Below are 12,572 nucleotides of genomic sequence, written 5' to 3' on the forward strand. Positions count from 1 at the left end.
CTCCGCGTGGATGCGGAATCGTCATTACGGAAACACGAAGCGATTGTGTGGATTGTATAGAGGTGTGAATTGCCGATTCTAGTCAAGCGAATTTACGAAGCGCCGGGGCGCGATGATGGCCACCGGGTGTTGGTGGATCGGCTGTGGCCGCGCGGGGTGGCCAAGGAGAAGGCGGCGCTGGATGAGTGGGTGTCGGCGCTGGCGCCGTCGGATGAGCTTCGCAAGTGGTTCGCGCATGATCGCGGGAAGTGGGCTGAGTTCAAGCGGCGTTACTTCGCGGAGTTGAATGAAGCCGGAAGTGATTCCGAAGAAGTTTGCGAGGCATTGATCGACCTGCGCGGAGCGGCCAAGCGTGGGCGTGTTACTTTGTTGTTTGGGGCTTCCGAGACGGAGTGCAACAACGCTGTGGCGCTGGCCGAATATCTGGCAAAGACCAAGGCGCGGGCTAAGGTGGCGCGCAAGTAATCATTGCCGGATCGTGGATTCTGATGCTCTCATGTAGGAAAGCGCCAAAGCAGATTCCTCGCCCTTCGGCTTCGCTCAGGACAAACTGCTGCGCTCGGAATGACCATCACTAAGAGGAATTGGGTTTGGAGGAATGGAGAAACATGGCGAGCAGGCTGGAACAGTTGGCGGGGATTGTGGCGCAGAGTCCGGGGAACGTGCTGGCGCGCTACGGCCTGGCGATGGAGTATGCGACGCAGGGCGCGCACGCCGAGGCGATCGAGAATTTCCGCACGCTGATGGCGGCCAGTCCCAACTACGTTGCCGCGTACTATCAGGCCGGGCGCGTGTTGCAGAAGATGAATGAGACGGCGCAGGCGCGCACCGTGCTCGAGCAGGGCATCGAAGCCAGCATCCGCGCCGGCGATAGCCACGCGCGCGGCGAGATCGAAGCATTGCTGGCGGAGTTAAATTGATTGGAGTACTATGAGGCCGAATATAGTTATGTGAATTCCGCTTATATAAGTCTGCGCATAGCGTGGTATGTATCGTGTCAGGTGGAGTCACAAATGAGTCACTTGAGATAACCCTAACTGTGTGTCCAGTGAAGGAGGCAGAATGCCGATGACCAGGGGAGTCACTTGCCGTCGCAATAGAAAAATGGTTGCAGGAGCAATTCTGGCCGTGTTCTATTTGTTCGCCGTGCACCCGGTTTCTTCCTATGCGCAGGGATTTGCCAATTTTTCCAAGGGGCACGGCAAAGTCGTTTTGAAGGTGCTGCAGGGTGAGCTGGAGAAGAACTATTACGATCCGTCGATTCGCGGGGCCGCGCTGGATGAGCATTTTAAGAAGGCAGAAGCGAAGATTGACGCCGCCGCATCCACGGGGCAGGTTTTCGGCATCATCGCACAGGCGCTGATTGAAATGGATGACTCCCACACATTCTTTGTTCCGCCCGAGCGAGCCAACGAAATTGAATACGGATGGCAGATGCAGGCGATCGGGGATCAGTGTTTCATCATCGCGGTAAAGCCAGGCAGTGATGCCGAATTAAAGGGGATGAAAGTTGGCGATCAGGTTGTAACTCTTGATGGATTTGCTCCTACTCGTGAGTTGATGTGGCAGATACATTACGCATATTACTCGGTGCGCCCCGTGCCTGTGGTTCACCTGGAATTACAAAGCCCGGATGGGCAACAGCGCGAATTGGATGTAGCGGCGAAGACGACTCAGGGCAAGCGCGTGTTCGACCTTCGTTCAGATGATATCTGGAAGCTGATCCGCGACTCGGAAAGTAAGTCGCGCATCCATCGGCATCGCTTTCACGAGGTGAAGGAAGAATTGCTGATCTGGAAGATGCCGCAGTTTGATCTGAACGCGCAGGAAGTGGACCGGTACATGGATCGGGCGCGCAAGTTCAAGGCTCTGATCATTGACATGCGCAGCAATGGCGGTGGCGCAGTCAGTACACTGGAGCGGCTCGCCGGTTTCTTTGTGGAGCAAGATACAAAGATTGCTGATCTGAAGGGCCGGAAGAAAATGGATCCTCAGGAGACCAAGACGCGGGGCGACGATATATTCAAAGGAAAGTTGATCATGCTGGTTGACAGCGCATCGGGATCGGCCTCGGAAGTGTTTTCACGATTCACGCAATTGCAGAACCGCGGGACGGTGTTGGGGGATCAATCGGCGGGCGCGGTGATGCAGTCCAGATACCACCCGTTCCAGTTAGGCACGGACACCGTATTTTTTTACGGCGCCAGCATTACCAACGCGGACGTCATCATGGGCGATGGGGAAAGTTTGGAGAAGCGCGGCGTGGCTCCCGACGAACTCCTGTTGCCGGGCGCCGAAGATTTGGCCAAGAGTCACGATCCCGTGCTGGCGCGCGCGGCGTCGCTGGCGGGAGTGGAGATGAGTGCGGAAGAGGCGGGCAAGCTCTTCCCTATTGAGTGGCGTTAGCAGCTCGCGCCGTTGTTTATCTGAATCTGAAGTCGCCTCTAGCCCAATAACAGCTTGCGCAGGGCGGGTTCGTCGGCCATGTCGGTCAGGGTCAGGACCATGTCGCCGGACTCAAACGCCGTGTCGCCGCGCGGGACTACGGCGGTGTTGCCGCGCAGGATGGTGACGATGCTGCAGTTGGGCGGCATGGTCAGTTCTTTCAATTGATGGCCGACGGCGGGCGATGTGGCGTCCAGCGCGTACTCCATGATCTCGAGGCCGCCCACGCGTAGGTTCAAAAGCGTGCGAATTTTGTGGATGGGCAGCTCGCTCTCGATCAGGTTGCTGATGATGGCGGTTGAGCTGACGGTTACGTCGACGCCGAGCTGCTGCATGATCCACTCGTTCTTGGGGTTCTTCACGCGCGAGATGGTCTTGGGGACGCCGAACTCGCGTTTGGCCACCTCGCAGCCGATCAAGTTGTCCTGGTCGTGGTTGGTAACCGCGATGAACAGATCGGCACGAGCGGCGCCGGCTTTTTCCAGTATGTGATAGCTCGATCCGTCGCCTTGCAGAATGGGACATTCGAGCTGGGTGGAGACCAGCGTGAACGTCTCGGGATTATTTTCGAGCATGCAGATCTCGTGACCTTCTTCGAGCAGCGTGCGCCCCAGGAAATAGCCGACGCGCCCGCCGCCCATGATGATCGCGTAGTAAGGACCCTTGGCGCGCAACTGGCGCAGCGGCTTGGAGGGCGGCAGCTCTTCCAGCGAATCGCCCCAGGCCTGGACCACGGCGGGCGGCGCGAAGACGCCCATCTGCGAGGCCAGCAACTCGGCGCCCTCCTCGGCGATCTTCAGCGTGGTGATACCGGCGGCCTTGAAGCTGTGGTCGCGCGACGGGTCATAGACCATGGCGACGACCTTCGGCACCTTGAAGTTCATCTTGGCGATCTGCGTGACCATCAGATTGGTGTTCTCGTCGCGCGTGAGCGCGACCACCGCGTCGGCATTTTCCGCGCCCGCACGGCCGAGGATATCTGGATCGACGGAATCGCCGGTCAGGAATGTAACATTGTTGCCGTACTGCGCGCGCTCCAGCGCGGCGCGGCTTTTGTCAATCACCACCACCGAGTGCCCCTGACTGGCGAATAGCTTGACCACCTGCGTGCCCACACGCCCGTAACCTACCACGATGATCTTCATCTCCGGGATCCCTTCTCATTGGTTCTTATTTCCATTGTAATCCGCTGCGCGCGATCTCGCTTCATCTCCGATTGCGTTGCTTCATTTCCTGGCGCGCTTCGCGATCGGCTTCCTTGCGCTTAATGGTCTCGCGGCGGTCCCAGAGTTTCTTGCCCTTGGCGATGGCGATCTCGCACTTGATGCGCCCGCCTTTCAGATACATCTTGGTCGGAATCAGGGTGAGGCCCTTCTCGACGGTCTTGCCGATGAGCTTGCGTATCTCCTGCTTGTGCAGCAGCAGTTTGCGCTTGCGGGTGGCCTCGTGATTATCGCGGTTGCCATACTCATAGGGGCTGACATGGACGTTCATCAGCCAGACCTCGCCCGCCTTCACCTGCCCGAATCCGTCCTTCAGATTGGCCTTGCCGGTGCGGATGGCCTTCACCTCGGTACCGGTTAATTCCATGCCGGCCTCGAAGCGCTCCAGCAAAAAATAGAGATGCTCGGCGACGCGGTTCTGCGCCAGAATTTGCTGGACCTCCGCCTTCGGTTGTGGCTTCGGTTTCGAGCGGTCGTGCGCCGTAGGCTGTGGAATCTTAGGAGACATTGCAATGCCAATCGGGGTGCTAATCGGGTGGCCTAGCAGGAATTGCCGACTGTCTCAGCGATGATAACACATCGTCTGTTGGCTGACGGCCGCGGCGCACTGCTGATCCGCTTGGATTGCCGGGCGGAAGGTTGTAGAGTGTTCTCAGCGATTCCGGGTCGCGGTCGTCGTGAGCATGCGGCGTGAGCCGCGGAAAAGCCCGGGGAGGTAGCATGGTTCGTGCGACACGAGGGCTCGGCATAGTTTTCCCTTTCGGCTTGCTGCTGGCCATTTCTCTGGCGGGTTGCCAGAAGCAGGAGACTGAATATTTCGGGACCGTCGAGCCGCCCGTGGGCAATGTCTTCCGTTTCAGCAACGGAGCCGAGCCCGAGTATCTTGATCCCAATCTGATGACCGGCCAGCCCGACGGCCGCGTGGCTCGTCTGACGTTTGAGGGGCTTACCAATCTGGAGCAGCCGTCGCTGCGCGTGAAGCCCGCCGCCGCGGAGAGCTGGGAGATTTCGCCCGATCAACTCCTCTACACTTTTCACCTCCGCCGCGCCGCGCAGTGGGCTGATGGCGAGCCGGTTACGGCGCATGATTTTGTGTTTTCCTGGACGCGCATCCTGAATCCAGAAACTGCCTCGCGCTATGCCAGCCATCTGTACCATCTGGTAAATGGGCAGGCTTACAACGAGGGAAAGATCGGCGACGCGGCGCAGGTGGGAGTGCGGGCGCTCGATGATTACACGCTCGAGGTGCGCCTTGCGAATCCCGTGCCGTTCTTCCTGCAACTAACCGCCTTCTATACGCTGCTCCCCATTCCACAGCACCTGGTGGAGAAGCACGGGTCCAAGTGGAGCGAGCCGCCTAACGTCGCAGGCAATGGCCCATTCTGGCTGGTGGAGCACCGGGCGCAGGCCAAGTTTGAGTTTGTGAAGAACCCCCGCTATTGGAATGCCGCCAACGTGAAACTGGAGCGCGTTACCGCCTACTCGATTGACGACAACTACACCACGGCCAACCTGTACAAGGCCGGCGTGCTGGACTTTGTTCCTTCGCGCTATTTTCCCAGCGAGTTTGTGCCGGAGATGCGCGGGCGCTTCCGCGACATTCAGTCCACTCCATTCCTGGCGAACTATTTTTATTTGGTGAATGTTACGCGCCCGCCGCTCAATGACCCGCGTGTGCGGCGCGCGCTGTCCATGGCGATCAATCGCAAGGCCATCACCGATGAACTGCTGCGCGGCGGCGAAACACCCGGCGCCAACTTTGTTCCCATCGGTTTTCCCGGTTATCAATCACCGCCCGGCCCGGAATTTGATCCCGAGCAGGCTCGCCGCCTGCTGGCCGAAGCGGGTTTCCCCGGCGGCCAGGGCTTCCGCGAGATCACCATTCTGTTCAACTCCAACGATCGCCATCGCAAAGTCGCCGAGGCCATTCAGCAGATGTGGATGCAGAATCTCAACATCCAGGTAGCGCTGCGCAATGAGGAATGGGCCTCGTATCTGAAGTCCGCGAATGAGCTGAATTTCGATGTGGCCCGCCGCGGCTGGATCACCGATTATCCCGACCCCAGCAATTTCAACGATCTGCTCGAAAGCACCAACGGCAACAACAACACCGGCTGGGTCAACAAAGACTATGACCAAATGATGGCGGCGGCACGCATCGAGCTGAACCCGCTGCGGCGCTTCAATATCCTGCAACAGAGCGAAGCCTTGCTGCTGCGGGAGATGCCGGTGCTGCCCATCTTCAGCGACGTCAGCAACAATCTGGTGAAGCCCTACGTGCGCGGCTTTCGCCATAGCCCGACGGAAGAGTTGACCATCGACGAATATTGGATTGACCACAATTGGCGCGCCAACTCGCCGAGCGGGCCTATTGAGCAGTCCCGCAACGAAACTCCTGCCGAAGCCCGTCGAGGCCGCCGGTGATTAAATTCATCCTGCGCCGCTGCCTGATCTCCATTCCGGTAATGTTTCTGGTGGCTTCCACCACGTTCTTCATCATGCGTTTCGCGCCGGGCGGGCCGTTCGTCTCCGAGCGCGCTATCCCGCCGGCGATTCAGGCCAGCCTCCAGGCCAAGTACGGACTGAACCAGCCGCTGCTGGTTCAGTACGGGAAATATCTCTATAATCTAGCGCACTTCGATCTGGGGCCGTCGTACAAATATCCTGACCGCACCGTGAATGAGATCATCGCCACCGCGTTTCCCGTTAGCCTCCAATTAGGCCTCGCCGCGCTGTGCTTCGCGCTGCTGCTGGGCTTGCCCGCCGGCGTGCTCGCTGCCGTCAAGCAGGGCCGCGCGGCGGATCATCTGACGATGGGGCTCATTCTTTTCGGCGTCTCCGTGCCCACCTTCGTCATGGGGCCGCTGCTTGTCTTCGTGTTTTCGTTGACGCTTTACTGGCTGCCGCCGGCGCTGTGGGGTTCGTGGGATCAGATGATCCTGCCCGGCGTAACCCTGGGCCTGCCGTATTCGGTTTATATCGCGCGGCTCACGCGCAGTGAGTTGATCGACGTGCTCAAGCAGGACTACATTCGCACGGCGCGAGCCAAAGGCGTCAGCGAATTTCGCATCCTGTGGAAACACGCGCGCAATTCCACGCTGATGCCGGTCGTTTCGTTCCTCGGCCCCGCGCTGGCTGACTTGGTAACGGGTTCGATTGTGGTCGAGAAAGTTTTCGCCATCCCCGGCCTGGGCCGCTATTTCGTCGAGAGCGCCTTCAGCCGCGATTACACTACGGTGCTGGGCACGGTGGTGTTTTACGCTGGCCTCTTGATTGCCGCCAATCTGGTGGTGGACGTGGCCTATAAGTTTTTGGACCCGCGCATCGAGTATTCGTAAGGCGTGACAGCGATTAGAGTGAGAAAGAGTGAATCAGCAATGGCGACACTAGCCACCACGCCCGTTGACTCACTTCCCGCGCCGACCCTCAGCACCTCGCTGCGGCGCGTGATTCGCCGCCCGTTAATGGCGTCTTGCGCGGCAGTGATCTTACTCGTCAGCGCGGCGTCGCTGCTGGCGCCGTGGATCGCGCCCTATCCCTACGACGCCATCGATCTGAAGCTGGCCGCTACCGCGCCCAGCGCCGCGCACTGGTTTGGAACCGATGTGCTGGGCCGCGATCTGTACAGCCGCACGCTGCACGGCGGACGCATCTCGCTGGCCGTGGGCATCGTCGGCACGCTGGTCAGTTTGATTGTGGGCGTGCTCTACGGGGCCATCGCGGGCTACAAGGGCGGCCGTGTGGATGAGCTGATGATGAGGGTCGTTGACCTGCTCTACTCGCTGCCCTATCTGTTTCTGGTGATCATTCTGCTGGTGTTTTTCTCAAACAGCATCCTGATGTTATTTGTCGCACTGGGGCTGGTGCAGTGGCTGACCATGGCCCGCATCGTGCGCGGCCAGGTTCTATCGCTGCGCAACGCGGAGTTCGTGCAGGCCGCGCGCCTGTTCGGCACGCGCACGCCGGGAATCATCTTTCGTCATCTGCTGCCGAACATGGCCGGCCCGATTGTGGTCTACGGCACGCTGACTGTGCCCACGGTGATATTGCAGGAGGCCTTTCTGAGTTTTCTGGGGCTGGGCGTGCAGCCGCCGCGCGCCAGTTGGGGTACTCTGATCAGCGACGGCGCGGGAGTGATGTCGCTGTTTCCGTGGCTGGCCTTTTTTCCAGCGGCGATCCTGGCGGCGGTGCTGTTCTCACTGAATTTCCTGGGAGACGGTCTGCGCGAAGCGCTTGATCCACGCTCGTGACTGCGCGGCTCTGTCGCGATTACCGCGCGGCGTCCTCGCGCTCGATGGCGGCGATGGTGGCGGTGATGGTGCCCACGCCGATCTGGGCGCGCAACTGGATGGGCACGCGCTGGGCGTCCTTGCTGAACCAAACATGCATGCGCCCTTTGCCGGTGAAGAGTTTTCCGTCGAACACCGCAGGCTCCACACGCACCGCGCGCATCACGCCCAGCTCGGTCTTGATGTCTTCCTCCGCCTGAACTTCCACGCGCAAGTTGATGGTCTTCGACCCGTCATTGATGGGCACGTCAATGAACTGCCCCACGGTCAGCGGACGCGTGCGGACGAAGTACAGCGCGGAAAGAATGTCATGGACGCAGGCCGGAGTGGGGAACTGCTCGCTGCGCACGACTGCGCCGTTGGAGCCACTCTGCAAGTTTTTCTCCTCAACGCGCGCGACGCGACGCTGCGCGTCAAAGTCGAGCTTTACGTCGCGGTGCCGTCCGCCTTCATGAATCACCTTATGCATCCCGTTGGAGCACAGCGGTGGATTGCGGAAGCTGGACTGATACTCATCGTCGACCTTGTAGATGTTGGAGACATAACCAACGCTCTGCGCCTTGCCCACCACGCGCCAGCGACCGGGAGAACCTTGTCCGGAACGATCCTGCGATAGCACGATCTCGGCGTGTCCGGCCGGCAGCAGCCGCCAGCTCACGTTGTAGCGTAGCTTCTCGCCGGCGGTGAACGGCAGGCGCTGGTCCTGCGCGATCACCGAGCGCCCAGCCAGCATGACTGCAAGTGTCAGCAGAGTAATCGGCAGCGCCAGGCGAGGGCGACCCGACCGCCGGAAATATTTTGATGGAAGTATTTTTTCTGTCATTGGAAATTTCTCTAACGGTGTTCCAGCCAGAACAATTTGGCGATCAGAAACAGGATAATCAGGACGAACGCTGTTGCGGCGCGGTACTCGTGATTGTTCCGGTAGCGCTGCCAATCAAACGAAACGGAGGCCGTACCCGCTGGCCGCCAGGGTGTCAGGCGCGGAATCAGCAGCGGGACTTTTTCTGAATACTCCGCGTATTCCTTTCCGAACAACTCTCGCATGCGGCCCGCTTCCTTGCGCATCACCGGCACGTAAACGGCGGCGAAGAATCCCACCAGAAGCACCAGCAGCCACCACTTGCCCGCGGCCAGCGAAAATCCCAGCGCGGCGGTGGCCGAACCCAGATACAACGGATTGCGCGTATGCGCGTAAGGCCCGCTGACGGCCAGCCGCGCGTTCTTTTCAATCACTCCCGCCGCGGCGGCGCGCAACGCCAGTCCCAGAAGCGCCACTGCGCATCCCAGCAGCAGAGTCAGCGGCTGCGGCTCGGCGGCAAACAGATATAGCGCCGCAATTACAAAGCCTGCCGGCACGCGAATTCGGGATACCCACTGCGAATAGTTCACGGCGTTGCAACTCTGAACATGAATCTCCAGTTGAATCTCTCGCTCGGCTGAACATGGATGGTGCACTGGACTGGCCTGCACTGGACTGACCTGGACTGGCTGGAAATCACGTACTCCACGATTCTGCATAATCCAGCGGACAATCTCCAACTGAAATCGGCAGCGGGCCAAAGTCATCAGGTAGGACGGGAATATCACGGACGAGGTTGCACGGTGCAACTGGCATCGTCCAACTCCTGAATTGCCGCCAGCACCATCGCCGGAGTGATCGCGTCCATGGACCCATCGGGCGGCTCGCCGTGCTTATACGAAGTGCGCGCCTCCGCCACGCGCAGGCAGTGCACGCTCATGCCGTAAGGGCCGTTGCGCGCCGGATCAGTAGGGCCATAAAGTCCCACCGTGGGTACTCCGAGCGCGGCGGCCAGATGCAGCGGCCCGGTATCGGGGCCGATCATCAGCCGGGCGCGGCGCAGCAGCGCGATCAGCGCGGGAATCTCACCGCGAAAAATAATGGGCCGCGCAGTTGCGCAGGCAGCCTGCACTTGTTCGGATAACTCTCGCTCGCCCGGCCCGCAGTTCAGCACGGTGGGGATGTCCCGTTGAGAAATGAGCGCATCGCACACCGCGGCAAACGATGCGGCGGACCACTGCTTGCTGCGCCAGCCCGCTCCGGGATTCATCACCGCGAATCCGGAGGTGGAAATCTCCGGCGGCAGGAGGTCCGTGTCCCCGAGCGGCAACGGGAATACCACGCGGCGCGGCGGCGCGTCGAAGGCGTTGCTTTCTGGTCGTCCGGGCTGAACCGCTTGAGTGCGATGGCTGGAAGCGATGACGGCTTCGGCCAGATCGAGATTGGCGTCCACGATGTGGCGGGCACCGCTCTCCACATCGCGTGTGTAGAAGAAGCTCGCGGCCTGCTCGCGCAACCACGGCTGCGCGAAGCCCCCGTTGCGGGCGAAGCCAAAGACACGCGCCGCGCCGCTTAGTTTGCAGGCCAGCGCGGACTTGATCGCGCCTTGCAGATCCACGGCCATGTCGTAGCGCGCGTTTCGCAATTGTTTGACGAGCGCGCAGAGTGTGCTCCAGGAATCCATGGAAGAAAAATTCCTGCGCAGGGCGAAGGTGTCGAGCGAGATGACGTGGTCCAAGGGAGCCGCGACCGGGAGGGAGCGGTCGTTTGATTCAGGCTGCGGTGCTCGTGTGGAAACCGCTCCCTCCCCGTCCACGGCAGGCCGGGATGTTCCATCGCGGCCCGATTCGAGCAGCGCGCGCCAGCGCGTCTCGACGAGCCAGTCGAGGCGCGCGTGCGGATACGCCAGGCGCAACGCTGCTGCGGCGGGCAGCGCGTGGATGATGTCTCCCATCGCGCCGAAGCGCACCAGCAGAATTCGCAGTGGCAGCTTACTCACATGCGCGGAGGTTTCGTTTATAGAGGCGTCGTTTATAAGTGTGCGAGAATCCACGCGACGGCCTCCTCGGCGTTGCCCGCCACGTGATGCGGTTGGCGGACATTTGGATAGGCGGCCAATTCCTCTCCGCCCGCGCCGGTCAGCACCAGCACGCTGGAAGCGCCCACGCGATGCGCTGCTTCGATATCCACGAAGCGGTCGCCCACCACGAACGATTGATTGAGTTGAATGCCAAACTCCGCTGCGGCTTGCTCCAGCATCCCCGGCGCGGGCTTGCGGCAATGGCACGTCATCATGAATTTTTCGACCGGGCCTTCCGGATGATGCGGGCAGTAATAGATGCGGTCGATGCGCGCGCCAGCATCCTCAATATGCCGGACGAGCTGTGCGTTGGCGGTGTGGACGTGCTGCTCGGGGAAGAAGCCGCGCGCCACGCCGGACTGGTTGGTGATGACGATGGCTAGGAGCCCCGCATCGTTCACCTGCTTCACGGCGCGGCTGGCGAATGGATACATTTCGAAATGGTTGAGGCGAATCATATGTCCGACCTCGACGTTCAGCGTGCCGTCGCGGTCAAAGAACACGGCGCGCCGCACGCGCGTGCTGGTGGCGGCAGTCGTCTTTGGATTGTCGTTGCTGCTGCTCATCGCGGCTGTCAAATCCTTAGGGCCAAATCCTTACGGAAAGTCCCGTCCTCAAACTCAATTGTGCCACCAGTCTATCGTTGCAATACGCCGCGAATCCGCTCCAGCACCGCGTCAGGCGTGATGGAGGTCATGCAGCGATGGTCGATGGGGCAGTGGCGGAGTTTGCAGGGGCGGCAATGCGCGACGCCGACGACCATCTCGACGCGGGGCCCAAGCGGCGCGGTCTCCTGCTCATTGGTGGGCCCAAAGATGGCGATGGTGGGCACGCCCAGCGCGGCGGCGACGTGCATGGTTCCGGTGTCGTTGGTGAGGTACGCGTCGCAGCCGGAGACCAGTTCCATGAATTCGGTCAGCGATGTTTTGCCTGCCAGCGAGATCACCGGAGCCATTGATGACGATACGACTTCATCGGCGAGCGGCGCTTCCTGGGATGATCCAAATAGAACGCATTGCGCGCCAAGATCCTCGTGCAGCGATCGCGCCAGCGTGGCGAAGCGCTCGGCGGGCCAGCGTTTGGCGGTGCCGAACGACGCGCCGGGGCTGATACCGATCAGCGGGACATCCGACGAAAGGGTGGAAGGATTCACGCCCAGCTCGCCCAGTTTTCCCAGCAACCGCGCGCGGCCCGACGCGACGAATGAAGCGGGACGCAAGGCGATCTCCTTCGCTTCGGCGTATTCGGCAATGAGCTGAAGCCGCTTCAGCAGTTCGAGGTAGTAGTGAGCTTCATGCGCCGGCGTCTCACCGCGAGTGGGCGGCTCGACCGGGTGAGTGAGCAGCAAGCGACGCGCGTCGCGGGCGTATCCTGCCCGCAGGGGGATGCGTCCCAGCCAAGCGACCAGCGTCGCGTCAAAGGCATTTTGGAACAGCAGAGCCAGGTCAAACTGTTCTCGACGCAACAGCTTTGCGATGGCCAGACGCCCGCGAACGCCGCGATGGGTGGATTGCGTGTCGTAGTCGATTAACCGGAAGCGCAACTCGTCCAGCGGATATACATCCCGCACCCAGGGCCGGGCGAGCAAAGTGATGCGAGCTTCGGGCAGGGCTGCGCGCAAGGCGCGCAGTGCGGGAAGGGACATCACCGCGTCACCGACCCAGTTCGGCACGCGCACCATGATGCTGCTTCGCGCGAGGTCGCCGGGCCGCAGTGTCTTTCCGAGTGCCATG

13 protein-coding genes are annotated in these 12,572 nt (G+C 60.8%); 6 read left to right on the forward strand and 7 right to left on the reverse strand.

Going from position 1 to position 12,572, the window contains the following annotated elements; translation table 11 throughout:
* Window positions 1–69 precede the first annotated feature (69 nt).
* The 3 genes from EXQ56_00625 (at window position 70) to EXQ56_00635 (ending at window position 2,406) form a co-directional block, all read left to right on the forward strand.
* On the forward strand, window positions 70–465 hold the full coding sequence (locus tag EXQ56_00625) for a DUF488 family protein (protein ID MSO18963.1): 396 nt from the start codon (window positions 70–72) through the stop codon (window positions 463–465).
* A gap of 143 nt (window positions 466–608) precedes the next feature.
* Window positions 609–920, forward strand: a complete 312-nt coding sequence (locus tag EXQ56_00630; GenBank protein ID MSO18964.1) for a tetratricopeptide repeat protein — start codon at window positions 609–611, stop codon at window positions 918–920.
* A gap of 142 nt (window positions 921–1,062) precedes the next feature.
* Window positions 1,063–2,406 carry a hypothetical protein gene (locus tag EXQ56_00635; GenBank protein MSO18965.1) on the forward strand — a complete coding sequence of 448 codons (1,344 nt, stop codon included), beginning with the start codon at window positions 1,063–1,065 and terminating at the stop codon, window positions 2,404–2,406.
* Between the two features lie 38 nt (window positions 2,407–2,444).
* On the opposite strand, the gene EXQ56_00640 is transcribed toward EXQ56_00635, so the two are convergent.
* Window positions 2,445–3,590: a hypothetical protein gene (locus EXQ56_00640; GenBank protein ID MSO18966.1), complete on the reverse strand. Its 1,146-nt coding sequence runs from the start codon at window positions 3,588–3,590 to the stop codon at window positions 2,445–2,447.
* Window positions 3,591–3,651: 61 nt separating this feature from the next.
* Window positions 3,652–4,176, reverse strand: a complete 525-nt coding sequence (gene smpB / locus EXQ56_00645; GenBank protein MSO18967.1) for an SsrA-binding protein SmpB — start codon at window positions 4,174–4,176, stop codon at window positions 3,652–3,654.
* A gap of 212 nt (window positions 4,177–4,388) precedes the next feature.
* Between smpB and EXQ56_00650 the strand changes: the two genes are divergently transcribed.
* The 3 genes from EXQ56_00650 to EXQ56_00660 are packed head-to-tail and all read left to right on the forward strand — an operon-like array spanning window position 4,389 to window position 7,918.
* Complete coding sequence (locus tag EXQ56_00650) at window positions 4,389–6,092, forward strand: peptide ABC transporter substrate-binding protein (protein MSO18968.1); 1,704 nt, start codon at window positions 4,389–4,391, stop codon at window positions 6,090–6,092.
* Complete coding sequence (locus tag EXQ56_00655; GenBank protein ID MSO18969.1) at window positions 6,089–7,006, forward strand: ABC transporter permease subunit; 918 nt, start codon at window positions 6,089–6,091, stop codon at window positions 7,004–7,006. Before EXQ56_00650 ends, EXQ56_00655 begins: the two co-directional genes overlap by 4 nt.
* 39 nt (window positions 7,007–7,045) lie before the next feature.
* Window positions 7,046–7,918 carry an ABC transporter permease gene (locus tag EXQ56_00660; GenBank protein MSO18970.1) on the forward strand — a complete coding sequence of 291 codons (873 nt, stop codon included), beginning with the start codon at window positions 7,046–7,048 and terminating at the stop codon, window positions 7,916–7,918.
* 19 nt (window positions 7,919–7,937) lie between these two features.
* On the opposite strand, the gene EXQ56_00665 is transcribed toward EXQ56_00660, so the two are convergent.
* The 5 genes from EXQ56_00665 to waaF form a co-directional block, all read right to left on the reverse strand.
* Complete coding sequence (locus EXQ56_00665) at window positions 7,938–8,780, reverse strand: DUF3108 domain-containing protein (GenBank protein MSO18971.1); 843 nt, start codon at window positions 8,778–8,780, stop codon at window positions 7,938–7,940.
* Window positions 8,781–8,791: 11 nt separating this feature from the next.
* Window positions 8,792–9,568, reverse strand: coding sequence for an isoprenylcysteine carboxylmethyltransferase family protein (locus EXQ56_00670; protein ID MSO18972.1), 777 nt, complete (start codon window positions 9,566–9,568; stop codon window positions 8,792–8,794).
* Complete coding sequence (locus EXQ56_00675; GenBank protein ID MSO18973.1) at window positions 9,544–10,812, reverse strand: glycosyltransferase family 9 protein; 1,269 nt, start codon at window positions 10,810–10,812, stop codon at window positions 9,544–9,546. Before EXQ56_00675 ends, EXQ56_00670 begins: the two co-directional genes overlap by 25 nt.
* Entirely contained in the window at window positions 10,791–11,405 is a 615-nt protein-coding gene (locus EXQ56_00680; GenBank protein MSO18974.1) for an HAD family hydrolase, read from the reverse strand. Before EXQ56_00680 ends, EXQ56_00675 begins: the two co-directional genes overlap by 22 nt.
* 71 nt (window positions 11,406–11,476) lie before the next feature.
* Complete coding sequence (waaF, locus tag EXQ56_00685; GenBank protein MSO18975.1) at window positions 11,477–12,571, reverse strand: lipopolysaccharide heptosyltransferase II; 1,095 nt, start codon at window positions 12,569–12,571, stop codon at window positions 11,477–11,479.
* Window position 12,572: the final 1 nt, after the last annotated feature.

The sequence above is a fragment of the Acidobacteriota bacterium genome (assembly GCA_009691245.1).
In the GTDB taxonomy this organism is placed as follows: domain Bacteria; phylum Acidobacteriota; class Terriglobia; order 2-12-FULL-54-10; family 2-12-FULL-54-10; genus SHUM01.

Coding starts and splice junctions, on each gene's coding strand:
- EXQ56_00630 (MSO18964.1), top strand. CDS start 609: ATGGCGAGCAGGCTGGAACAGTTGGCGGGGATTGTGGCGCAGAGTCCG.
- EXQ56_00635 (MSO18965.1), top strand. CDS start 1,063: ATGCCGATGACCAGGGGAGTCACTTGCCGTCGCAATAGAAAAATGGTT.
- EXQ56_00640 (MSO18966.1), bottom strand. CDS start 3,590: ATGAAGATCATCGTGGTAGGTTACGGGCGTGTGGGCACGCAGGTGGTC.
- smpB (MSO18967.1), bottom strand. CDS start 4,176: ATGTCTCCTAAGATTCCACAGCCTACGGCGCACGACCGCTCGAAACCG.
- EXQ56_00650 (MSO18968.1), top strand. CDS start 4,389: ATGGTTCGTGCGACACGAGGGCTCGGCATAGTTTTCCCTTTCGGCTTG.
- EXQ56_00660 (MSO18970.1), top strand. CDS start 7,046: ATGGCGACACTAGCCACCACGCCCGTTGACTCACTTCCCGCGCCGACC.
- EXQ56_00665 (MSO18971.1), bottom strand. CDS start 8,780: ATGACAGAAAAAATACTTCCATCAAAATATTTCCGGCGGTCGGGTCGC.
- EXQ56_00680 (MSO18974.1), bottom strand. CDS start 11,405: ATGAGCAGCAGCAACGACAATCCAAAGACGACTGCCGCCACCAGCACG.
- waaF (MSO18975.1), bottom strand. CDS start 12,571: ATGGCACTCGGAAAGACACTGCGGCCCGGCGACCTCGCGCGAAGCAGC.